This window comes from Candidatus Omnitrophota bacterium (genome assembly GCA_028707125.1).
Lineage (GTDB): Bacteria > Omnitrophota > Gorgyraeia > Gygaellales > JAQTUX01 > JAQTUX01.
In genome coordinates, this window is record JAQTUX010000001.1 from 831,351 (window position 1) to 852,829 (window position 21,479).

Consider the following 21,479-nt stretch of genomic DNA (forward strand, 5'->3'; position numbering starts at 1 on the left):
TCTAAAGAAAGCGAGGAGCCATGGACAGAGTGGAACTGAAAAAATATCTATACGCCCGCGTTAAGGGCGTGATCAGCACCGGTAAGCCCAGCCAGGACGAGCTCATTAGGCATTTTGATGAGATAGTGCAGGAACTGCAGAAGAATAAGAAATACGCCCATATACACCTGGATGAAGAGGTGGCGCGGGTGGCTATAAAGGAATTATGCGACGATATTACGGGGTTCGGGCCTCTGCAGGCGCTGCTGGATGATCCCGAGGTAAGCGAGATCATGGTTAACGGGATCCATAATATTTATATTGAGAAGAAGGGCAAAAGGGCGCTCAGCGGCATAAGTTTTGACGACGAAGAGCACCTTAAGTATATTGTTGAGAAGATGCTTACCCCTTCAGGCAGGAGGCTGGATGAGTCCCTGCCTTTTGTGGATTTTGCCATGCCTGGAGGCATAAGGGTAAATGTCGCGATATCGCCGGTTACTATGGAGGCGGCGGTGATCACGATACGGAAGTTCGCCTACGCCTTGAAATCCCTGGAGGATCTGGTCTCGCTGGGGACGCTTGATAAGCGCATGGCCTCTTTTCTTGTCTCTTGCGTGAAGGGCCGCCTTAATATTGTTTTTTCCGGCGCCACGGGCACCGGCAAGACCACGCTGCTAGCCGTCCTGTCTTCTCACATAGACAACAATGAGCGTATCATTATTATTGAGGATACGCCTGAGCTTGATTTTCGGCAGAGGCACGTTGTCCGCCTCTTGAGCCGGCTTGCCAATATCGCCGGCAAAGGCAAGATCAGCATCAGCGACCTTTTTATAAATTCGCTGCGAATGCACCCTACCCGCATTATCCTGGGAGAATTAAGAGGCGCTGAGGCAATGGATTATCTTCAGGCATTAAACAGCGGACATAAAGGCAGCCTTGCCGTCCTTCACGCCAGTTCTCCGGAAAACGCGCTGGTGCGCCTTGAGCTGATGGCGCTTTACGCGGGGATCAACCTGCCTAATTGGGTTATCCGGGGGCTGATCGCTTCCGGAGTCGACCTTATTGTCCAGCTTGAGCAGTTCAAGGATGGAAGCCGCAAGGTAACGCGCATCAGCGAAGTAGGGGAACTGCAGAAAAACAATGATATCGCGCTTAAGGATATATTCGCCTATGAGATCGAATCCAGCAGCGACGAAAAGGTCAACGGCAGTTTTGTGGCGAAGGGCAAGCCGAGCTTCCTTGGCGACTTGAAGAAAAAGGGCGTAGAAATAGATGAAGCGATCTTTTCAAAGTGAGCCCCTCTTAGAAGGCCTCAATGAAGAACAGCAAGAAGCGGTCACGCATACGGAAGGCCCTTTACTTATAATAGCCGGCGCAGGCACAGGCAAGACGCGGGTGATCACCCGCCGCATCGCCTGGCTGATCAATTCCGGCCGCGCCACCACCCGTCAGATACTGGCGCTTACCTTCACCGATAAGGCGGCAACGGAAATGGAGGAGCGCGTTGACGTGCTGGTGCCGTACGGCTATACGGATATCTGGATCTCTACTTTTCACGCCTTCGGCGACAGGATCTTACGGGAAAATGCCATAGAGGCAGGGCTCAGGCCGGATTTTAAGGTGCTTACGCGCTCAGAAGCGGCCGTGTTCTTCCGCGAGAACCTGTATAAATTCAACCTTTCATATTACCGCCCGCTTTCAGACCCCGCGCATTTTATGACCGCGATGATAGGCCATTTTTCCCGCGCGAAGGATGAGGATATCTCTTCCGAAGAGTATATAGATTATTCGCTTAAACTTACGCAGCGCGCCAAGGAGGATCCGGATGATGGAGCGCTTCAGGAGGAGGCGCTTAAGCAGGCGGAGATCGCTTACGCGTACCGCGCTTACCAGGAACTTCTCGTCAAGGCAGGCAAGGTTGATTTTGCCAATCAGTTTTCTCTGGCATTGCAGCTTTTGCGGGAGCATCCCGCGGTTTTAAGGCGCTATCAGGAGCAGTTCAAATATATCCTCGTTGATGAGTTCCAGGACACCAATTTCGCCCAATTTCAATTGCTTAAACTCCTGGGTTCACACGGCAGGAACATCACGGTTGTGGCCGACGATGACCAGTGCGTATTCAGGTTCAGGGGCGCGGCATACTCAAATATAATAAATTTCAATAATGAGTACCGGGACGCCAAGAAAATAAGCCTCATACGCAATTACCGCTCAACCCAGCCCATACTTGACTGCGCCTACCGGCTGATACAGCACAATAACCCGGAGAGATTTGAGGTCAAGGCGGATATCAATAAACGCTTAGTCAGCGAAGAGAAGAACGGCGAGATGCCGCTGCATATGCATTTTGACACGTTTTCCAGCGAGGCAGACGCGGTGGCGCGGCAGATAAAGGAAAAGGCGGGCAAGGGCGGGTACCGCTATAATGATTTCTGCATACTCGTGCGTTCAAACAGCGACGCGGAGCCGTTCCTTCATTCGCTCAATATGCTTTCCATACCCTGGCGTTTCAGCGGCAACCGCGGCCTGTATTCCCGTGAAGAGGTCCGGTTGTGCGTTTCTTTCCTGCGGCTGATGGCCAATATCAACGATTCAATGAACCTCTATTTTCTCTCATCCGGAGCCGTATATGGCGTCCCCTTGAAAGACATTTCAGAGTGCATGCATTATTCCAAAAGGAGGAACCGCTCCCTGTTTTATGTCTTTGAGCATTTATCCGAGATACCGGAATTGCAGGATATCAGCGCGGAGGCAAAGGAGAGGATAGGCAGGGTTGTTTCCGATATGAGCAGGTTCCTGGCGGACTCACGCGCGTTGATCACCGGCCGCCTGCTTTATCTTTTCCTTACCGATACCGGTTACATAAAGATGCTGGTAAAGGAAAAGAGCGCGGAGAGCGAAGAAAAGATACAAAATATCGCCAAGTTCTTTGAGCTGGTGCGCGCTTACGAACTTGTGGCGAGGGAAGACAGGGTGATATATTTCGTGAATTATTTAGACCTGCTTATTGAAGCAGGCGATGACCCGGCAACGCAGGAGGCTGATTTAGACAGCGAGGCGGTAAATATCCTCACGATACACAAGGCAAAGGGGCTTGAGTTTCCGGTCGTGTTCATGGTATGCCTTGTCGCTGGCAGGTTCCCCTGGCCGCGCAGGCGCCAGCCGATCGAGCTGCCCGAGGAGCTATTCAAGGACATACTGCCCAGCGGCGATTACCACACGCAGGAAGAAAGGCGGCTTTTCTATGTGGGGATGACCCGCGCCCAAAAGGAGCTCATTTTTACTTCCGCCCTTGACTACGGCGGCAGCCGCGCCAGAAGGGTCAGCCCTTTTGTGCTTGAGGCGCTTGAGCTGCCCAAGGAAAGCACTCTTATCAAGCGCCCTTCCCTTGAGATAATAAACAGGTATAAGCCGCCGGCGGAAAAGGAGCCGAGGCAAGGCGCGGGCACAATAAAGAACGGCGGGGTTCTATCGTTAAGCTATTATCAGTTGGACGATTATCTTACCTGTCCGCTCAAATACAAGTATATCCATATTCTTCGCATACCTATTATGGAGCATCACACTGTTTTATACGGCAAGGCGATGCACGAGGCGGTGCAGATGTATTATACCTATAAGATGAAGGGCCTGCGCGTGGATGTCGATACTGTCATAGCGCGGTTCCGGGAGTCGTTTCGCGTAGAGGGGTTTCTCGCGCAGGAGCATCAGGATGACAGGTTGAAAAAGGGCAAGGAGTCGCTTAAGAAGTTTTTTGTGCTTGAGGAAGAGAGAAAACAGATGCCCTCCTATATAGAGAAAGAGTTTTCCTTTCAATATAAGGATAACCGCCTAAGAGGGCGCTGGGACAGGGTAGATGAGGCGGAAGAGGTCGTAATTATGGATTTCAAATCCTCAGAGGTTAAGTCGCAGCAGGAGGCGGATAAAAAGGCAAAGGACTCGCTGCAGCTCTCTCTATATGCCCTTGCCTATCAGCAGATCTATGACCGGCAGCCCGATTATACGGCGCTTTATTTCCTTGAGACAGGCCTTATAGGCCGCGCGAAGAAGGAAGAGAAGGATTTTGAGAAGATCAGGGAGAATATAGATACCGTGGCAGGGGGTATCCGTCAGGCGGACTTTGAGGCCAGGCCTACCTATATGGCCTGTTCTTACTGCCCCTATAACTCCATATGCCCCAGCGCGTTTAAATAGGGATAAATGGCTTGACTATATTCATTAAGTGCGTTATACTATGGCTTCTTTACTAATAGAGGGAGGTGGACAGATTGGTTTTGGCAAAGGAAGATAAGAGTAAGTTAGCAGGGCCATTCAAGGAACATCAGAAAGATACCGGCTCCGCGAGCGTGCAGATAGCCCTGATCACAGAGCGTATTAACCAGCTTAGCGAGCATTTTAAGGTCCATAAGAAGGATTTCGGCTCTCGCAGGGGCCTTCTTTCCTTAGTGAGCAAGCGCAAGAAGCTTCTCAAGTACCTTAAAATTAATGACGCGAAGAAGTATAAGGAAATATTAGATAAATTGGGTTTGAGAGGATAAGCGTTTAAGTATATTTTTAGGAGGGGTATGTCTTTAGAAAGCATGAAAATTGAGTTCGGCGGCAAGGAATTGATCTTAGAAACAGGCCATTTGGCCAGGCAGGCAGGCGGTTCGGTGACTGTCAGGTGCGGCGGGACGGTTGTGCTGGTTACTGCCTGTATGTCCAGGGAAATAAAGGAGGACCGGGACTTTTTTCCTCTTACCGTTGAATATCAGGAAAAGACATATGCCGCCGGCAGGATCCCCGGGGGTTTCTTCAAGCGTGAAGGCAGGCCGTCAGAGAGCGAGATACTTTGCGCGCGGCTGATCGACAGGCCAATACGCCCGCTTTTTCCCGACGGGATGCGTAATGAAGTGCAGATAATGGCTATAGTGCTTTCCAGCGACGGCGAAAACGACCCTGATGTGCTGGCGGTAGTAGGCGCCTCCTGCGCCCTTATGATCTCCGATATACCTTTTCCGGGCCCGGTCGGCGCTTCGCGCGTTGCCAGAGTGAATGGAGAGTTGGTGATCAATCCCACGTACGCGCAGATAGAAAAGAGCGATTTCGAAATGGTAGTGGCCGGCACGAAAGACGGCGTGATCATGCTTGAGTGCCGCGCGAAGGAGATACCCGAAGAGGATATTATTCAGGCGATCGAATTCGGCTATAAAAATACGCAGGTTTTAATGAAGCTTCAGGAGGAATTCAGCAGGAAATACGGAAGCAAGAAGCAGGAAGTGGTGTTAAAGGCGATAGACGAATCACTCGTAGAGAAGGTCCGCGGGCTCGCTGTCAGACCGTTGGAAGATATATTTAAGATAAGCGATAAGGAGGGGCGGGAAGACGCGGTTTCCGCCTTATCTAAACAGATCGAAGAGCAGCTTTTAAGCGATGAGATCTCTGCCAAGGACATAAGAGAGGCGCTTACTCGCGTGGAAAAGGCCCAGGTAAGGGATGCCATACTGGTTAAGTCCGTTCGCGCGGATTCAAGAGGGCTTAAAGAAGTAAGGCCTATAGATTGTAAGGTAGGTCTGCTTCCGCGCACGCATGGCTCGGGGCTTTTTACAAGGGGGCAGACCCAGAGCCTGTCTGTCACCACATTGGGGACAGGGGAAGACGAACAGCTGATAGAGGCGTTAGAGGGGGAGAGCTACAAGAGTTTTATGCTGCATTACAGTTTTCCGCCTTTCAGCGTAGGCGAGACAAAGCCGGTGCGCGGCCCGGGCAGGAGAGAGATAGGCCATGGCGCGCTGGCGGAAAAGGCCCTGTCGGTAATGATGCCTTCAAAAGAGGCGTTTCCCTATACTGTGCGCGTGGTCTCTGAAATATTGGAATCAAACGGTTCATCCAGCATGGCCACGGTATGCGCGGCAACCCTGTCGCTTATGGACGCGGGGGTCCCTCTGAAGGACGCCGTTGCCGGAGTTGCCATGGGCCTTATCAAAGAAAAACAAAAGGCCATCATCCTGACCGATATAACCGGGCTTGAAGATCATTTCGGCGATATGGATTTTAAGGTTGCCGGCACTACAAAGGGCGTCACCGCTTTGCAGCTTGACCTGAAGATCGAAGGCATATCGTCGGATATTTTGAGGCAGGCGGTAGCTCAGGCGGAAGAGGCGCGTTTATTTATCCTGGAAAAGATGAAGCAGGCAATTGCCGCGCCAAGGCAGGAGCTTTCCGCGTACGCCCCGCGCATAACCATGCTTAAGGTAAATCCCGAGAAGATAGGGGAACTTATCGGCCCCGGCGGAAAGAACGTAAAGAAGATCATCAGCCAGACAGGCGTTACCATAGATATACAGGACGACGGCACTGTGATGGTGGGTTCCACGGACCCCAAGAGGTCACAGGAGGCCATTGATATAATAAACAGCATCACCGAAGAAGCCAAGGTCGGCAAGATCTATAACGCCAAGGTCAAGCGCATAATGAATTTCGGCGCCTTCTGCGAGATCGCTCCCGGAAAAGAAGGCCTGGTCCATGTTTCCGAGCTGGCCGATACCTTCGTCAAGAATGTAGAGGACGTGGTAAAGGTGGGGGATGAGATAAAGGTCAAGGTTGTGAACATAGACGAATTGGGCAGGATAAACCTGAGCAAGAAACAGGCCGACGCTGAAGCCAAGAAATAAACAGATGCACCCCCTTTACGATGAAGGACAGGCATACGAGAGAGATCAAGACAATACTTCTGCTTGCCTCAGGTATAATACTGCTGGCCAGCGTAATTTCTTATAATCCTTCAGACCTCGCTTTTTTCACCTCATCGCCGAATATGCCCGCAAAGAATTTTGTGCGCGTATTCGGCGCTTATCTTTCAGCCGCGCTTTTTTTCCTTATAGGATGGGCCGCGTATGTCCTGCCCTTTCTCGTATTTTACTGGGCAGCCAGGGTGTTCAAGGGCAAAGCGCCGAATTTACGGGCGGTTAAGGTCCTGGGCGCGGCAGTGCTGTTTATGTCCTTGAGTTCTTTGCTGGCGATGTGCGGCATAAGGGAGGGCAATGCTATTTTTGCCAGGGGGGGCCTGTTAGGTTTTGCCTCTTCGGCGTTTATGGTGAGATACTTCGGGAATTTCGGCGCGGCCACCGTTTTTCTCGCCCTCGGCACGCTTTCCTTTATACTGGCTACCGACTATCTTGCTTCTCATATATTGTCCGGGTTCAGCACGCTTTACGCCTCTTTGCTTTCCATCTTGAATTATGGTAATAGAGTGATCAGGGTCTCTCCGCGGTTTAAGAAGATCAACGCCAGCAGGCCGCCCGAAGAGGCAAGGGCAGAGGAAGCGGCAAAGCCGCGTCCGGCCGCCGCCAGGGAGGAATTGCCGTTAAAGCCGAGGATAGAGATCAAGGTGAAAGAGCAGAAACAGCCGGCGAAAATAAAGATCCCCGAAATGAAGATCGGCGACTATAAGCTTCCTTCTCTGGCGCTGTTGGATTCTCCTCCGCCAATAGGCGAGCGTCAGTTAAGAGGCGATCTTACTTCTAACGCGAGGATACTGGAGGAGACCCTGTCTGACTTCGGCATATCCGTGAAGGTCACCGATATAGAAAGGGGCCCTGTCATTACCCGCTATGAATTGGAGCCCGCGCCCGGCGTCAAGGTGCAGAAGATCACAAGCTTGGGAGATGACATAGCGCTTGCCCTGAAAGCCCAGTCGGTGAGGATAGTGGCGCCCATACCCGGTAAGGCGAGAGTGGGCATTGAGGTGCCCAACGCGCAGAGCAGCTTAGTATACTTACAGGAAGTTCTTTCTTCTAAAGAATACCTTGCTTCTGATTCCAAGCTTACCCTTGTTTTAGGAAAAGATATAGCGGGGAAATCCGTGATAGCAGACCTCGGGGAGATGCCGCATCTTCTTATCGCCGGGACTACCGGCTCGGGAAAGACGGTTTGCGTCAATAGCTTGATCATGTCCATCCTGTTCAAGTCCACCCCGCGCGAGGTAAAACTGTTGATGGTTGACCCAAAAATGGTTGAGCTCGCCCCTTATAACGGGCTGCCGCATTTGCTCTGTCCGGTGGTTACAAACGCGAAAAAGGCGTCCAACGCCCTGAACTGGGTCGTGGCGGAGATGGAGGAGCGCTATAAACTGCTGGCAGGTTTAGGCGTAAGGAATATAGCTTCTTATAATGAAAAGTCCGAGTCGCTTATGCCTTATATAGTGGTAATAATAGATGAACTGGCCGACCTTATGGTGGTCGCCCAGGAACAGATCGAAGACGCGATAACGCGCCTGGCGCAGCTTTCCCGCGCCGTAGGCATTCATCTTTTGCTGGCGACGCAGAGGCCGTCCGTTGACGTCATAACCGGCGTCATAAAGGCGAATTTTCCCGCGAGGATCTCTTTTCAGGTCGCCTCCAAGGTCGATTCAAGGACGGTGCTTGACGCTAACGGAGCGGATAAGCTTTTGGGCAGGGGGGATATGCTTTTCCTGTCGCCCGGAGAGTCAAAATTGATCAGGGCGCAGGGCAGCCTTATAAAGGATAAAGAGATAGAGCGCGTAGTTGATTTCATAAAATCACAGAGCCAGCCCGTATATGAAGAGGCGATCCTGAAGGAACAGGAGAGGTCTTCCGTATCGGGAGGCATTAAAGACGAGCTTTACGATGAGGCGGTGCGGCTGATAATGCAAAGCGGCCACGCCTCGGTTTCCATACTGCAGAGAAGAATGCGGTTGGGTTATACCCGTGCCGCCCGCCTTATAGATATGATGGAGGAGAGCGGATTGCTCGGGCCTTATCAGGGCTCCAAGCCAAGGGAAATCCTGATCAACAGGGAGGAGTGGCTTAGAGAGAACCTCAATAAAGAAGGCGCCTCAAAGGATGAAGACCAGATAGGCGCCGCGGAGGAAAACTGATATATGGATACCATCGGCATTGTCTTAAGACAGAAGAGGGAGGAACTCGGTTTAAGCCTGAGCGACGCGGCGAAGAAGACCAAGATCCATATAAATATCCTGAAGGCGCTGGAAGAGGACAGGTTTGAAGGCATAAGCCCCGTATACGTCAAAGGATTCTTAAAGATCTATTCCCGCCTGCTTGGCCTGAATGAGAGAGAGGTAATAGACAAATATTCTTCTCTTCAGGTGGAACAGGAGACATTTGATTTTGAAAAACAAAAAGAACCCAAAAAAGAAGATACGGCCTTAAGCAAGATCGATTACCGCCTTGCCGCTAAGGCCGCTGCCGGTGTCGTTGTTTTGTTATTGCTGTTTTTTATGGTTTCTAAAGCCGCCAGGTTTATCGGCTCTCACCGCGCCAGGAAGCCTGTCAGGGTAAGAACTGCCTCTCCAAGAGCCGGTCTCATCCCCATAAATAAAACCAATATATTAAAATTAAGCGTGCTCGTAAAGGAGGACAGCTGGGTCAAGGTGAAGGCGGACGGCAGGACGGTCTTTCAGAATGTGCTTAAACGCGGGAAGACCGAGGTCTGGCAGGCAAAAGATAAAATAGAGCTCTCCCTGGGCAATGCCGGCGCGACAGAACTTGAGGTAAACGGCAAGATCATTTCCGGCCTGGGCAGGCGCGGACAGGTGATCAAGTCGATCCTGATCACAAAAGAGGGGCTGGAAATAAAAGGTTAATTTATAATGACCAATGTCCAAGCTCCAATGACGAATGAAATCACAATGACCCAAATCCCAAATAGAAAATACAAATTGGGTATTGGGATTTGGACATTCATTCGTCATTGGGATTTGGTAATTGTGACTTAAATGAAGAGCGAAATGAAAGTCGGTATATTAAGCTTAGGCTGCCCGCGCAACCTGGTGGATTCCGAAACCATGCTGGGGCGGCTTAAGTCCAAAAACCGCAGGATCGTAGATATAAAAGATGCCGACGTGGCGATCGTGAACACCTGCGCGTTCATTGAGGATGCTAAAAGAGAATCGATAGACGCCATCCTGAATTTGATAGGCCTGAAGAGGGAAGGCGCGATCAGGAAGATCATTGTCGCCGGCTGCCTGGCACAGCGTTACCCCGAAGAGCTTAGAAAAAACTTCAAAGAGGTAGACGCGTTTGTCGGTACATTAAATATCAATCATAACGAGATCAACCGTTATCTGCTCACCCCGCGCCACTCTGTTTATCTCAAGATATCCGAAGGATGCGCTAATAAATGCAGTTACTGCGTGATACCCGCCATAAAAGGGCCTTTTGTCAGCAGGGGTATGGCGTCTATAATCAATGAAGTGCGGCGCCTGGACAGGCTCGGCGTAAAGGAGCTCAATATAGTCGGCCAGGACATAACGCTCTACGGCAGGGATATCTTCGGCAGGCCGTCTTTGGCCGGATTGTTAAAGAAGATCGTTGCCGCGGCCGACAATATCAAGTGGATACGCCTGCTTTATATGAATCCGGAGCGGCTTGACGATGAGCTGATAGAGGTTATAGGCGGCGAGCCGAAGATCTGTAAATATATTGATATGCCCCTTCAGCATATCAATGACAGGATATTGAAATTGATGAACAGGAACACGAGCAGGAAGCGGATAACGTCTTTGATCAGGAAGATAAGAAAGGCCGTGCCGGGCGCCGCCTTGAGGACTTCGCTGATAGCCGGTTTTCCCTCCGAGACAAAAAAGGAATTTGAGGAACTGGTTGATTTTATCGGAGAGGTTAAATTTGAGCGCCTGGGAGCGTTTATCTATTCCCGGGAGGAAGGCACGGCAGCGTATCATCTTAAGGGCCAGGTCCCTCAGAAAACGAAAGAGGAGCGGTTTGACAGGATCATGGCCGCGCAGCAGGAGATAGCCAAAGGAGTAAACTCCGGGTTCATAAACAAGGAGATAGACGCGTTGATCGAAGAGAAAGACGCGAAGGATGCCGGCCTGTACCTGGCGCGGTCTCAGTATGACGCGCCTGAAGTGGACGGGATCGTGTATGTGCGTTCTCAAAAAAAGCTTAAGCCCGGAGATCTGGTAAGGGCCAGGATAGAAGATACGCTTGAATACGATTTAGTGGCGCGATATGAACCTTCCCAATAAACTTACTATTTCCAGAATTTTCCTCACCTTTATATTCCTCTATCTTTTATTCCGCCAAAGCATCGGCGGCAAAGCCGCCGCCCTTGTAATATTCGTATTCGCGGCAGCGTCCGATCTGTTTGACGGATGGATCGCCAAAAAGCGCAATATGGTCACCGATTTCGGCAAGATAATGGACCCCATAGCGGATAAGATACTGGTGCTTGGGGCGTTCATTGCCTTCGTGAAGCTCGATCTGATAGATGTGTGGATGGTCGTGGTGATCATAGTAAGGGAGTTGATAATCACTCATCTTCGGCTTTATGCCCTGACGCAGAAAAAAGTAATGGCCGCGGAAAGGGCGGGTAAGCATAAGACGGTATCGCAAATGGTAGCCATATTCACGATCCTTTGCTACCTTTTATTCAAGGAAATACTGGTAGGTTTTGGTATATGGGGCGCCGGCTGGGAGCGTTCCTTCAGCGTAGGCATATACCTGCTTATGCTGGTCACGGTGGTGCTTACTCTTATTTCCGGCCTGTCTTATTTCTGGCGCAATAGAAAACTTATAGTATCAAAATAAAAGTGTTATTGACCGCGGCCAAACTGATCTCTACGGGTTTTTTTCTGGGTTTTTGCCCTGTTATGCCGGGGACTGTCGGGAGCCTGGCTGGGTTAGGGCTGTCGTTTTTTCTCAATGGGCATTCTTTTATACAGTGGTTAATTTTATTGCTGCTGTTTATCGCTGGCGTATGGTCGGCATCAGCGGCCGAGAGGGCGCTGCGGAAAAATGACCCGCCTCAAGTAATAGTTGACGAAATCTTTGCGATGCTGCTTATCGCGGCATTTCTGCCGCGCAATACCGCGGTATTGCTTGCCGCATTTGTACTTTTCCGCGTTTTTGACATACTCAAACCTCCGCCGATCAAAAAGATCCAGGGCCTTCATGCCGGTATCGGCATTATGCTGGATGACGTTGTAGCTGGTATTTATACGGTGGCGGTTATTCAGATAGCGCTTAAATTTGCCCTGAAGAGGGTTTCGTAGATTGAGCCTTTGGGGGTAAGCGTGCTTTTGATAAGAGAAAGGGAAGATACCCTGAATGACCTGCCTGCTCCGGAGAAATGATCCTTCCTTGATTTTATTTCGTCAGCCAGTTTTAAGAGGTTCAGTGAAGAACGCACCCTGCCTAATGTCAGATGTGATTTGAACTCTCTTTTTTCTTTGGGAAATCCCAACCGTTGCATTTCTTCCTCAATTGCCTGAGCGATCCTGCCGCAGGCATTTTCTTTGTCTTTGAGCCCTGCCCAGACCACCCGCGGAGAGCCTCCCGGAGGGAATGTGCCAAGGCCGGAAAGAGTTGCCTCAAACGCGCTGAAACCGGCCGCGATCTTACTTAATGACTCATTTATTTTATCCAGCGCGGCCACGTCCGTATCGCCGAGGAATTTTAAGGTGAGATGGATATTGTCCGGCTCCACCCATTTTACGTCCGCTCCGGTTTTTTTAAGCATATGCTGCAGTTCTTCAAGGGCGTCTTTGATTTCTTGCGGGAGCTCAATCGCGATAAATGCTCTTATTGTTTCTTCAGGCATTTTAAGATCAGTTTTAAGGCCGAATCAGCTGACTTGTTCTTGATCTGAAGGCGGGTTCCGGAGAATTTAAATTTATTACAGGCAGATCTGCCCTTATAATTTACACAGACGAACACAGTGCCTACGGGCTTAGCCTTTGTCCCGCCGGAAGGCCCGGCAGTGCCGGTTATGCTTACGCCGACAACGCTGCCGCCTTTTTTCTTCACGTTTTTTGCCATACATACGGCGCATTGGCTGCTTACCGCCCCGTATTTCTTGATCAAGGAGCCGGGCACGCCCAGAAGTGTTGTCTTGGCCTGGTTAGAATAGGCGACGACCCCCAGTTTGAAGAATCTTGAGGCGCCGCTTACGTTGGTTATCCTATGGGCAAGCAGGCCCCCTGTGCAGGACTCGGCAATGCTTAGGGTGAGGCCGTTTCTTGTGAAGGCCTCTTTGATCTTGTTTTCTAACGCGGCCATAGGCCTATTATACCACAGGCGATATTTCTTGACATAGAGATTTTCCCTGATATAATAAAACTTGTCTTCGGGGTAGGGTGAGATTCCCGACTGGTGGTTGCGCAGAAAGCGCACACCGGCGCTTCCTTTAGCGCCGGGTGTTATAGCCCACGAGTTCGCTGATAGGCGAGCAGAACCGGTGAAATGCCGGTGCCAATGGTAAAGTCCAGATGGAAGAAGGCAGGCGGCATCAGGTTTGATGTCGGGAAGCCCCGAAGAATTTTCGGGGTTATTTTTTTGGGAGAATAAAATATGAAATTCAATGAGATTCCGGAGATAATTGAAGAACTGAAATCAGGCAGAATGGTCATCGTTGTTGATGATGAGGACAGGGAGAATGAAGGGGACCTTGTAATGGCCGCCTCATCTGTCAACGCCGAGGCGATAAATTTTATGGCCACGCACGGCAAAGGCCTGATCTGCGTGCCTATGGAGGCGGGGCGGCTGAACGAATTGAATATCCACCCGATGTCTTCATACAACGACAGGTTCAGGACCGGCTGGATGGTCTCTGTGGATGCCGCTTCAGGCATCACTACCGGAATATCCGCCGCGGACAGGGCAAGGACGGTACAGGTCTTGATCGGCCCCGGATCGCGGCCCGAAGACATAGTGCGCGGCGGGCATATCTTTCCGCTTAAGGCAAGCAACGGCGGCGTGCTTGTGCGCGCGGGCCATACAGAGGCATGCGTTGATCTGATGCGGCTGTCTTCTTTGTATCCTGCAGGCGTGATCTGCGAGATCATGAACTCGGACGGCACAATGGCCCGGTTCAATGATTTGGCAGAGTTTTCCAGGAAGCACGGTTTAAAGATATGCAGCATAGCCGGTCTTATCCAGTACCGCCGCCGCTCTGAGAAGCTGGTTAAAAGGGCGGCGCGGGCCAAGCTCCCCACGGAATTCGGCGAGTTTGATCTGATACTTTACAGCACCGAGATAGACAGTAGCTATCACACGGCTTTGGTAAGATCGCTTAAGGCCAACGATAGTGATCCGGTTTTAGTCAGGGTGCACTCGGAATGTTTGACAGGCGACGTGTTCTCTTCTTTAAGATGCGACTGCGGCAGGCAGCTTAAGATCGCCATGGAGATGATAGGCAAGGCAGGCAGCGGCGTAATATTGTATATGAACCAGGAGGGCAGGGGTATCGGACTTCTGGGTAAGATAAAGGCCTATGCCCTGCAGGACGGCGGTATGGATACGGTTGAAGCAAACCACGCATTGGGATTCGGCGCGGACCTGCGGGATTATGGTATAGGCGCGCAGATCCTGGTAGACCTGGGCATTAAGAATATACGGCTGATCACCAATAATCCAAAAAAAATTGTGGGGTTGGAGGGTTATGATTTGAAGGTGGTCGAAAGGGTGCCGCTTGAGATAAAGCCGAACCCCGCGAATTACAAGTATCTTAAGACAAAGAAAGAGAAATTGGGGCACGAACTGACATTGGAGTAAGAATAAGGAGGGAGCGATGGTAAAGATAGTAGAAGGTAATCTGATAGCAAAGGGAAAGAAATTCAGCATTGTCGCATCAAGGTTCAACGATTTTGTCACAAAGGAGCTCGTGAGGGGCTGCCTGGATACATTAGTGCGCCATGGAGCGGATGACGCGGACGTAAAAGTGGTATGGGTGCCGGGGGCGTTTGAGATACCCGCGGTTGCCGATAAGCTGGCCGCGGGAAAGTCAAGCGACGCGGTGATCTGCCTCGGCACGGTCATCAGGGGCGCTACTCCGCATTTTGAATTTGTGGCAAGCGAATGCGCCAAAGGCGTAGCCAACGTGTCTTTAAAGACGGGCAAACCCGTAATATTCGGGGTCATCACAGCTGATACCATTGAACAGGCAATTGAGCGCGCCGGAACAAAGGACGGCAACAAAGGCAGGGACGCGGCCTTAAATGCCATAGAAATGGCAAATCTTATAGATAAGATATAGGCATGAGAAAGCGCACGCTGGCGCGCGAATGCGCGCTGAAGATTCTTTATCAGGTAGACATTACCGGCTCCGGCTTTGAGAAAGCTAAAGAGGAGTTCTGTTCCGTTTTCAACGAAGAGTGGGATAATGAAGAGGTAAAGGACTATTCCACCATGCTTGTGGAAGGCGTGATAGAAAATACGGCGCGCATTGATAAGGAGATATCCGCGCACGCCACCAATTGGCAGCTTAAGCGCATGGCAGTGGTAGACAGGAATATACTGCGGCTGGGATGCTTTGAGCTGCTCTTCCGCGACGATATCCCTCCCAAGGTCGCCATAAACGAAGCCGTTGACCTCGCCAAGAGATATTCATCTAATGAAGCGGGCAAGTTCGTGAACGGCGTCCTCGACAAGATAAAATCCGATAAGGAAAAGGCCTGAGATACCCGTATGAGATACGCGGACCTGCATACGCACACCATCTATTCAGACGGCACCTGCACTCCCGAGGAGCTTGTTGATTCCGCCGTCAAGGCGGGGCTTTACTGTGTAGCCATATGCGACCATGACGTGGTTGACGCGGTCGGGCCGGCGCTGGATGAAGCAGCCAGGCGCAATATCGAGGTCGTGCCCGCCATTGAATTATCCGCCAATATAGAGAACGGAGAAGTCCACATACTCGGATATTTTATAGACCATACCGATAGGGCGCTCAAGGAGCGCGTTGCTAAATTAAAGGAAGCGCGCGTTGAGCGGGTGTTCAGTATCTGCGATAAGCTGAAAACGCTGGGGGTTGATATCAGGGCTGAGGATGTGCTGGATCTCGCCGGGCCGGGTTCCGTCGGCCGCCTTCACATCGCGCGTTTTATGCATCAAAAAGGATATATCTCTTCCGTCGGTGAAGCGTTCAGGAAATATATCGGGGACAGAGGGCCTGCCTATGTAAACCGTTTCCGCCTGTCTCCTCCTTCAGCGATCGATCTTATTGTTGAGGCGGGAGGCGTGCCCGTGCTTGCCCATCCGTATTCATTGCCTGACGATGGCATGATAGAGCAGTTTGTTTCTCAGGGCATAAAAGGCATAGAGGTTTTTTACCCGGAACACACCCCTTCAATGATAGAAAAGTACAGGGCCCTTGCCGCGCGGTTCAATCTGTTTATGACCGGCGGCTCTGATTTTCACGGTAAGGCAAAGGATACGCCCCTGGGCAGCGTGAGGGTGCCCTACGAGCTTGTGGAAAGGTTAAAAAATGCGAGGTAGGGAAGAATTCTATATGCGCATGGCCCTGGAATGCGCTTTAAAGGCAAAGGGGCATACCAGCCCCAATCCTCTTGTAGGCGCTGTTTTAGTCAAGGGCAACAGGGTCATCTCAACCGGTTTTCACAGAAGGGCGGGCCTTGACCACGCGGAGATAGACGCGATAAACAATGCCATAGGCAGCATCAGGGGTTCTACGCTTTACGTTACGCTTGAGCCCTGTTCCCATTTTGGCAGGACGCCGCCTTGCGCGGATGCCATAATCAAAAGCGGCATAAAGAAGGTGGTCGTAGGCATGAAGGACCCCAATCCCTTGAATAACGGCAGGGGCTTAAGCGCCTTGAAAAAGGCGGGCATAGAATTAAAGGCAGGGGTCCTTGAGCCGGAGTTGAGGGAAATAAACCGTCCGTTCATAAAATTCATTACCAGGAAAATGCCCTATGTGGTGGTCAAGGCGGGTATGAGTTTGGACGGCAGGATCGCCACCAGCACAGGTGAGTCCAAATGGATCACCTCGGATAAGGCGCGCAGATCCGCCCGGCGCCTGCGAAGCGAGTTTGACGCGATCATGGCAGGCAGTAATACGGTATTGCGCGATGACCCCTCTTTGGAGCCGGAACCGGCAAGGCCGGGTTATAAAAAGATAATAATAGACAGGAAGTTGAGGATATCCCCGCGGGCCAGACTATTCAGGGGCGGTTCGGGGGTCATAATAGCGGCCTCCGATAAGAATCCCCTATCCAGAATAAACAGATTTAAAGATAAGGCGGTTATACTGCCTGTGAGAGAACAGCGCGGCCGCCTGGATTTGAAGGACTTAATGAGGAAGTTGGCAGGGCTTGAGATCACCAGCGTATTTGTTGAGGGCGGCGGAGAGCTTATCGGTTCACTATTTGATGCGCGCCTTGTGGACAGGGTAATGTTTTTTATCGCGCCTAAGATAATCGGAGGCAGGGATGCTGTCAGTGTAGTGATGGGGAGGGGGGTGCCTAGCATAGCCAATTCCCATAAGATAACTAATCTCTCAGTAAGGAAAATCGGTAGAGATTTGTTGGTAGAAGGGGATGTGGATTCTACACACGTAAGTGTGTAGTGAGAAATTATGTTCACTGGTATTGTAGAAGAATTAGGCAAAGTAAAAAACCTCAAGCGGGGCGCCGCTATTTCTGTCCTGGAGATCGAAGCAGATAAGGCCTTGGAAGGCGTAAAGACAGGGGATAGCGTTTCTGTCAACGGCGCCTGCCTCACTGTTACAAAAAAAGATAAGAATACCCTGCAGTTTGACGTGATGAACGAGACGCTGAAAAAGAGCAATCTCGGGGAATTGAAGTTTAATCAGCCGGTAAACCTTGAACGCGCCTTAAAAACGGGAGACAGGGTTTCCGGCCATTTTGTCACAGGCCATATTGATTGCGTCGGAGTAATAAGGGATAAACGCCATATAGAAGGTAATCTTGTTTTTGAGATCGCCCCGCCGGCGAAATTCATGCCCTTAATTGCCCCCAAGGGGTCTGTCTGCGTAGAGGGCGTATCCCTTACAGTAGTAGATAAAAAAAGCGGCAGTTTCACCGTTTATATGATCCCGCACACCTTAAAATCCACCACCTTGGGCCTTAAAGGACATTCCGCGAAGGTTAACCTTGAGTTTGATATCCTCGCCAAATATGCCTCCACGGCATTATGTTAACTTGCCAAATTACCCGTAATTTGATATACTAATAGGACTATAAATATAGGTACCGCATAACGCAGCAGCGGGCGGTACCGTTTTTCAGGAATTCAATAGCGGGAAAAACGGGGAGTAGCTCAGTTTGGCTAGAGCGTTTGGTTCGGGACCAAAAGGCCGTGGGTTCAAGTCCCACCTCCCCGACCATCTTTATTATGCGAAAACAACTCCACATCTATTTTTCAGGCGCGGTCCAGGGCGTGGGCTTCAGGTTCACTGCCGTGCGCCTTGCCAACAGCTTTGACGTCACGGGCTGGGTAAAGAACCTGCCTGACGGAAGGGTTGAGATCATGGCAGAGCAGGAAGAAGAGGTGCTTAAGGATTTCCTGAACGCGATCAGGAACAAATTTGAAGAGTATATCAGAGATGTTGAAGCGATCTGGAGCGAGGCAGGCGGAGAATTCAAGGGTTTTGAGATAGGATTCTAATGATAAGCGTGAAAAAAGAAATAGAGCAGCTGCGCCGCAAGATAGACCACCATAATCACAGGTATTATGGCTTAAACCAGCCGGAGATCTCCGATAACGAATACGACCAGCTTACGCGCCGCCTTAGAGAGCTGGAGGCCGCGCATCCTGGCCTGGTTACTCCCGACTCCCCTACGCAGAGAGTAGGCGCTGAAGTTCAAAAGGGCTTCAGGGCAGTGAAGCACAGGCAGAAGATGCTTTCTTTGGACAATACCTATTCTTTTGAGGAGATCAGGGAGTGGGACGCGCGGGTAAAAAAGAACCTTCCGCCGCGAGAGAATGTTGAGTATGTCGTGGAGCTGAAGATAGACGGAGTCAGCGCTAACCTTACATATACAAAAGGGGTATTTACTCTGGGCGCTACAAGAGGAGACGGGGAAACAGGCGAAGATGTGACGATGAACTTAAAGACGGTAAGGGCGATACCTTTAAGGTTAGAGGCGCAAGCGCCTCCGGCCCTGATAGAGATCAGGGGCGAGGTCTATCTGGATTTCAGCGATTTTAAAGATATCAATAAGGAAAGGCGGCGCAATAACGAGGAATTATTCGTGAACCCCAGAAACGCGGCAGCGGGCTCCCTGAAGCTTCTTGACTCCGGCATCACCGCGAAGAGAAACCTGAATTTCTTCGCGCATTCGCTGGGAGAGCGGAAGGGGGTCGCCTTTGATACCCATTGGGACTTTCTTCAGGCGGCGAAAAAGTGGGGCATGCGCGTCAATCCCAACATAAAGTTATGCAAGAACATTGAGGAAGTTATAGATCATTGCGGCGATTGGGAGAAACGCAAGGAGGGCCTGGATTATCAGATCGACGGTATGGTCATAAAGGTGAATTCGCTTAACCAGCAGAGCCGCCTTGGCCATACCCTTAAAAGCCCTCGTTGGGCTGTCGCTTATAAATTCGCCGCGCAGCAGGCGACTACGGTGATAGAAGAGGTCTTTATGTCTGTCGGCCGCACAGGAACTATAACGCCTGTCGCCATTCTTAAGCCGGTCGAGTGCGGCGGGGTCACGATCAGCCGGGCAACCCTGCATAATTTTGATGAGATCAAGCGCCTGGGCGTCAAGGAGGGCGACCGCGTGCTCATTGAAAGGGCGGGCGATGTCATACCTAAGGTGGTCAAGGTAGTAGAGCATAAAGGCAGGGGCCAGGCAAGGATCCCCAGGGCCTGTCCCGTATGCGGCGCGGAGGTGCTGAAGGAAAAAGAAGAAGACGTGGCTTACCGCTGCATAAATCCGTCATGCCCGGCGCAATTAGAGGAGTCATTGACGCATTTTGCCTCGCGCCAGGCAATGGATATAGAAGGCATGGGAGAGGCGGTAGTCAGCCAGCTGGTTGAGAAAAAGATAGTGCGCGACGCGGCGGATATATACTTTTTGAAAAAAGAGGACCTGCTTAAACTGGAGTTATTCAAAGAAAAGAAGGCCGATAACCTCATAAAGGCCATTGAAAACAGCAAGGCAAGGGAGTTGAGCCGGCTTATATACGCGTTAGGCATAAGGCACGTGGGAGAAAAGGCGGCGTTTGTCCTGGCAAAACATTTCCGCGATATGGACAGCTTGATGAAGGCAGGGACAAAGGAATTTGACAATATATACGAGGTCGGCAGCGTTATGGCAGAGAGCATCAAGCGTTTTTTTGAGCAGAGAGGCACGGCAGAGTTGATAAGAAAATTTAAGGAGGCGGGGGTAAACCTCAAGGAGAAAGGCGCGGTCAAGTCCGGTTCAAAACTGACAGGGATGACCGTGGTTTTTACCGGAGAGCTTAAGCATTACGCGAGGCATGAAGCGGAGAGGATCGTAAGGGAGCTGGGAGGCAGCGCCTCATCAAGCGTAAGCGGCAACACGGACATCCTGGTAGCGGGGAGCAACCCGGCTTCAAAATATGATAAGGCCAGGAAGTTGGGTGTGAAGATAATCGATGAAAAAGAGTTTGAAAGGATGATCAAATGAGGATAGGCGCGTTTATTTATTTCATTCTATCGGTATTTGTGTTGACTAATTGCCTGGGCTGCGACGCGTTCGTGAGAAAATTTACCCGCAAGAAGACAAAAGAGAAGGAGATAGAGGTTGTCTTTGTCCCTGAAGAATATCCAGATAACCCCTTCACCCCCGAGCAGCGCTACAGGCAATACTTCCTTTTCTGGAAGACCTGGCAGCGGGAACTGGCAGATAACATCAGGGGCAATGTGAGCCGTAAGCGCCTGATACGCTGCGCTGAAGAGGCGCTTAAAAACCTCAACGGCATGAAAGAGATGCTGCTGGAAAAGAAAGCGGCGGAGCTGGGAAAGGCCATAGAGGAGATGAGCTCATTAAGGGATGAATTGGCCGCGGATAAATATAATAGCAACGCGTCGTTAAACAGCGCGAGGGCGGATTCGATCCTCAGGAGGGTCAACAGGGATTTTGATTTTGCCGAAGTCAGGGACCAGGTAAAATGATCTTTAAGCATTTAGCCGTAGGCAGCATGGGTGTCAATTGCTACATACTCGCGGATGAGAATACGGCAGAGGCGGTGATAATTGACCCGGGGGCAGAGGCGGATAAGATAAAGACGTTATTGGAGCGTTCAGGGCTTAAGGCGAAATTTATCGTGCTTACGCACGGCCACTTTGACCACATAGGCGCCGTCAACGCGTTCAATGTCCCTGTACACGCTCATAGCGGCGATAAAGAGATGCTTGTCTCCGCCAGAAAGAACCTGTCTTCGCTTTTCTCCCGTTCCTTTGAAGTCAAGGCGCCGGTCAAGCCCCTTGAGGAGAACGATACGCTGACATTGGGCGAGATAGCGCTCAAGGTTATCCATACGCCCGGCCATACAGCGGGCGGCATATCGCTTCTTGTCCTGAAGCCGGTAAATGATATTATTTTCACGGGGGATACGCTTTTTTGTGACGGTGTGGGAAGGGCAGATCTTGAGGGATCGGACCAGGAGGCGCTGTTAAGTTCCATAAAAGACAAGCTCTTCGCCCTTCCCGATAAAACGGTGGTTTACCCCGGCCATGGCCCCAAGACCACTATCGGCTGGGAGAAAAAGCATAACTCGTTTTTGTAA

The 21,479-nt window shown here is 50.9% G+C and carries 21 protein-coding genes, 1 tRNA gene and 1 riboswitch; of the genes, 20 read left to right on the forward strand and 2 right to left on the reverse strand.

Annotated features, from left to right (window positions below; all coding sequences use genetic code 11):
- Positions 1-20 precede the first annotated feature (20 nt).
- From PHR44_04155 to PHR44_04195, 9 genes are all read left to right on the forward strand, one after another.
- Complete coding sequence (locus tag PHR44_04155) at positions 21-1,274, forward strand: CpaF family protein (GenBank protein MDD4909855.1); 1,254 nt, start codon at positions 21-23, stop codon at positions 1,272-1,274.
- Positions 1,252-4,173: an ATP-dependent DNA helicase gene (locus PHR44_04160; GenBank protein ID MDD4909856.1), complete on the forward strand. Its 2,922-nt coding sequence runs from the start codon at positions 1,252-1,254 to the stop codon at positions 4,171-4,173. The genes PHR44_04155 and PHR44_04160 overlap by 23 nt, the downstream gene beginning before the upstream one ends.
- 74 nt (positions 4,174-4,247) lie before the next feature.
- A complete protein-coding gene (rpsO, locus tag PHR44_04165; GenBank protein ID MDD4909857.1) occupies positions 4,248-4,517 on the forward strand; it encodes a 30S ribosomal protein S15 in 270 nt (89 codons plus the stop codon).
- A 27-nt stretch (positions 4,518-4,544) separates the two neighbouring features.
- The gene (gene pnp, locus PHR44_04170; protein MDD4909858.1) at positions 4,545-6,632 is read left to right on the forward strand and encodes a polyribonucleotide nucleotidyltransferase; all 2,088 of its coding nucleotides are present in this window, start codon (positions 4,545-4,547) and stop codon (positions 6,630-6,632) included.
- 20 nt (positions 6,633-6,652) lie between these two features.
- Positions 6,653-8,857, forward strand: a complete 2,205-nt coding sequence (locus tag PHR44_04175) for a DNA translocase FtsK (GenBank protein MDD4909859.1) — start codon at positions 6,653-6,655, stop codon at positions 8,855-8,857.
- A 3-nt stretch (positions 8,858-8,860) separates the two neighbouring features.
- The gene (locus PHR44_04180; GenBank protein ID MDD4909860.1) at positions 8,861-9,583 is read left to right on the forward strand and encodes a DUF4115 domain-containing protein; all 723 of its coding nucleotides are present in this window, start codon (positions 8,861-8,863) and stop codon (positions 9,581-9,583) included.
- A 144-nt stretch (positions 9,584-9,727) separates the two neighbouring features.
- Complete coding sequence (rimO, locus tag PHR44_04185) at positions 9,728-10,987, forward strand: 30S ribosomal protein S12 methylthiotransferase RimO (GenBank protein ID MDD4909861.1); 1,260 nt, start codon at positions 9,728-9,730, stop codon at positions 10,985-10,987.
- Positions 10,971-11,549: a CDP-diacylglycerol--glycerol-3-phosphate 3-phosphatidyltransferase gene (pgsA, locus tag PHR44_04190; protein MDD4909862.1), complete on the forward strand. Its 579-nt coding sequence runs from the start codon at positions 10,971-10,973 to the stop codon at positions 11,547-11,549. Before rimO ends, pgsA begins: the two co-directional genes overlap by 17 nt.
- Positions 11,550-11,551: 2 nt before the next feature.
- Positions 11,552-12,013, forward strand: coding sequence for a phosphatidylglycerophosphatase A (locus PHR44_04195; GenBank protein ID MDD4909863.1), 462 nt, complete (start codon positions 11,552-11,554; stop codon positions 12,011-12,013).
- On the opposite strand, the gene thpR is transcribed toward PHR44_04195, so the two are convergent.
- Positions 11,974-12,561, reverse strand: coding sequence for an RNA 2',3'-cyclic phosphodiesterase (gene thpR / locus PHR44_04200; GenBank protein MDD4909864.1), 588 nt, complete (start codon positions 12,559-12,561; stop codon positions 11,974-11,976). The genes PHR44_04195 and thpR overlap by 40 nt on opposite strands.
- Positions 12,543-13,019 carry a nicotinamide-nucleotide amidohydrolase family protein gene (locus PHR44_04205; GenBank protein MDD4909865.1) on the reverse strand — a complete coding sequence of 159 codons (477 nt, stop codon included), beginning with the start codon at positions 13,017-13,019 and terminating at the stop codon, positions 12,543-12,545. The genes thpR and PHR44_04205 overlap by 19 nt, the downstream gene beginning before the upstream one ends.
- 59 nt (positions 13,020-13,078) lie before the next feature.
- Positions 13,079-13,244: riboswitch (FMN riboswitch) on the forward strand.
- A 66-nt stretch (positions 13,245-13,310) separates the two neighbouring features.
- On the opposite strand from PHR44_04205, the gene PHR44_04210 reads away from it, so the two are divergent.
- The 11 genes from PHR44_04210 (at position 13,311) to PHR44_04260 (ending at position 21,479) form a co-directional block, all read left to right on the forward strand.
- Positions 13,311-14,513 (forward strand): bifunctional 3,4-dihydroxy-2-butanone-4-phosphate synthase/GTP cyclohydrolase II, encoded by a 1,203-nt coding sequence (locus PHR44_04210; protein ID MDD4909866.1) that lies wholly within the window; start codon positions 13,311-13,313, stop codon positions 14,511-14,513.
- Positions 14,514-14,529: 16 nt separating this feature from the next.
- Positions 14,530-14,994, forward strand: a complete 465-nt coding sequence (gene ribE / locus PHR44_04215; GenBank protein MDD4909867.1) for a 6,7-dimethyl-8-ribityllumazine synthase — start codon at positions 14,530-14,532, stop codon at positions 14,992-14,994.
- A 2-nt stretch (positions 14,995-14,996) separates the two neighbouring features.
- Entirely contained in the window at positions 14,997-15,416 is a 420-nt protein-coding gene (gene nusB / locus PHR44_04220) for a transcription antitermination factor NusB (GenBank protein MDD4909868.1), read from the forward strand.
- Positions 15,417-15,425: 9 nt separating this feature from the next.
- Positions 15,426-16,235 carry a PHP domain-containing protein gene (locus PHR44_04225; GenBank protein ID MDD4909869.1) on the forward strand — a complete coding sequence of 270 codons (810 nt, stop codon included), beginning with the start codon at positions 15,426-15,428 and terminating at the stop codon, positions 16,233-16,235.
- Positions 16,225-17,325 (forward strand): bifunctional diaminohydroxyphosphoribosylaminopyrimidine deaminase/5-amino-6-(5-phosphoribosylamino)uracil reductase RibD, encoded by a 1,101-nt coding sequence (gene ribD, locus PHR44_04230; GenBank protein MDD4909870.1) that lies wholly within the window; start codon positions 16,225-16,227, stop codon positions 17,323-17,325. The genes PHR44_04225 and ribD overlap by 11 nt, the downstream gene beginning before the upstream one ends.
- A 9-nt stretch (positions 17,326-17,334) precedes the next feature.
- Positions 17,335-17,919, forward strand: a complete 585-nt coding sequence (locus PHR44_04235) for a riboflavin synthase (protein ID MDD4909871.1) — start codon at positions 17,335-17,337, stop codon at positions 17,917-17,919.
- 108 nt (positions 17,920-18,027) lie between these two features.
- Positions 18,028-18,105 (forward strand) — tRNA-Pro (locus tag PHR44_04240).
- Positions 18,106-18,113: 8 nt separating this feature from the next.
- On the forward strand, positions 18,114-18,386 hold the full coding sequence (locus PHR44_04245; protein ID MDD4909872.1) for an acylphosphatase: 273 nt from the start codon (positions 18,114-18,116) through the stop codon (positions 18,384-18,386).
- On the forward strand, positions 18,386-20,377 hold the full coding sequence (gene ligA, locus PHR44_04250; GenBank protein MDD4909873.1) for an NAD-dependent DNA ligase LigA: 1,992 nt from the start codon (positions 18,386-18,388) through the stop codon (positions 20,375-20,377). The genes PHR44_04245 and ligA overlap by 1 nt, the downstream gene beginning before the upstream one ends.
- Positions 20,374-20,865: a hypothetical protein gene (locus PHR44_04255; protein MDD4909874.1), complete on the forward strand. Its 492-nt coding sequence runs from the start codon at positions 20,374-20,376 to the stop codon at positions 20,863-20,865. Before ligA ends, PHR44_04255 begins: the two co-directional genes overlap by 4 nt.
- Positions 20,862-21,479, forward strand: coding sequence for an MBL fold metallo-hydrolase (locus PHR44_04260; protein MDD4909875.1), 618 nt, complete (start codon positions 20,862-20,864; stop codon positions 21,477-21,479). Before PHR44_04255 ends, PHR44_04260 begins: the two co-directional genes overlap by 4 nt.

What these genes read in the sequence shown, in the direction of transcription:
- ribD (MDD4909870.1), top strand. Translation starts at nt 16,225, where the DNA reads ATGCGAGGTAGGGAAGAATTCTATATGCGCATGGCCCTGGAATGCGCT.
- pgsA (MDD4909862.1), top strand. Translation starts at nt 10,971, where the DNA reads ATGAACCTTCCCAATAAACTTACTATTTCCAGAATTTTCCTCACCTTT.
- nusB (MDD4909868.1), top strand. Translation starts at nt 14,997, where the DNA reads ATGAGAAAGCGCACGCTGGCGCGCGAATGCGCGCTGAAGATTCTTTAT.
- PHR44_04235 (MDD4909871.1), top strand. Translation starts at nt 17,335, where the DNA reads ATGTTCACTGGTATTGTAGAAGAATTAGGCAAAGTAAAAAACCTCAAG.
- PHR44_04155 (MDD4909855.1), top strand. Translation starts at nt 21, where the DNA reads ATGGACAGAGTGGAACTGAAAAAATATCTATACGCCCGCGTTAAGGGC.
- rimO (MDD4909861.1), top strand. Translation starts at nt 9,728, where the DNA reads ATGAAAGTCGGTATATTAAGCTTAGGCTGCCCGCGCAACCTGGTGGAT.
- PHR44_04245 (MDD4909872.1), top strand. Translation starts at nt 18,114, where the DNA reads ATGCGAAAACAACTCCACATCTATTTTTCAGGCGCGGTCCAGGGCGTG.
- PHR44_04255 (MDD4909874.1), top strand. Translation starts at nt 20,374, where the DNA reads ATGAGGATAGGCGCGTTTATTTATTTCATTCTATCGGTATTTGTGTTG.
- PHR44_04225 (MDD4909869.1), top strand. Translation starts at nt 15,426, where the DNA reads ATGAGATACGCGGACCTGCATACGCACACCATCTATTCAGACGGCACC.
- PHR44_04175 (MDD4909859.1), top strand. Translation starts at nt 6,653, where the DNA reads ATGAAGGACAGGCATACGAGAGAGATCAAGACAATACTTCTGCTTGCC.
- thpR (MDD4909864.1), bottom strand. Translation starts at nt 12,561, where the DNA reads ATGCCTGAAGAAACAATAAGAGCATTTATCGCGATTGAGCTCCCGCAA.
- ribE (MDD4909867.1), top strand. Translation starts at nt 14,530, where the DNA reads ATGGTAAAGATAGTAGAAGGTAATCTGATAGCAAAGGGAAAGAAATTC.
- PHR44_04205 (MDD4909865.1), bottom strand. Translation starts at nt 13,019, where the DNA reads ATGGCCGCGTTAGAAAACAAGATCAAAGAGGCCTTCACAAGAAACGGC.
- ligA (MDD4909873.1), top strand. Translation starts at nt 18,386, where the DNA reads ATGATAAGCGTGAAAAAAGAAATAGAGCAGCTGCGCCGCAAGATAGAC.
- pnp (MDD4909858.1), top strand. Translation starts at nt 4,545, where the DNA reads ATGTCTTTAGAAAGCATGAAAATTGAGTTCGGCGGCAAGGAATTGATC.
- PHR44_04260 (MDD4909875.1), top strand. Translation starts at nt 20,862, where the DNA reads ATGATCTTTAAGCATTTAGCCGTAGGCAGCATGGGTGTCAATTGCTAC.
- PHR44_04210 (MDD4909866.1), top strand. Translation starts at nt 13,311, where the DNA reads ATGAAATTCAATGAGATTCCGGAGATAATTGAAGAACTGAAATCAGGC.
- PHR44_04160 (MDD4909856.1), top strand. Translation starts at nt 1,252, where the DNA reads ATGAAGCGATCTTTTCAAAGTGAGCCCCTCTTAGAAGGCCTCAATGAA.
- PHR44_04180 (MDD4909860.1), top strand. Translation starts at nt 8,861, where the DNA reads ATGGATACCATCGGCATTGTCTTAAGACAGAAGAGGGAGGAACTCGGT.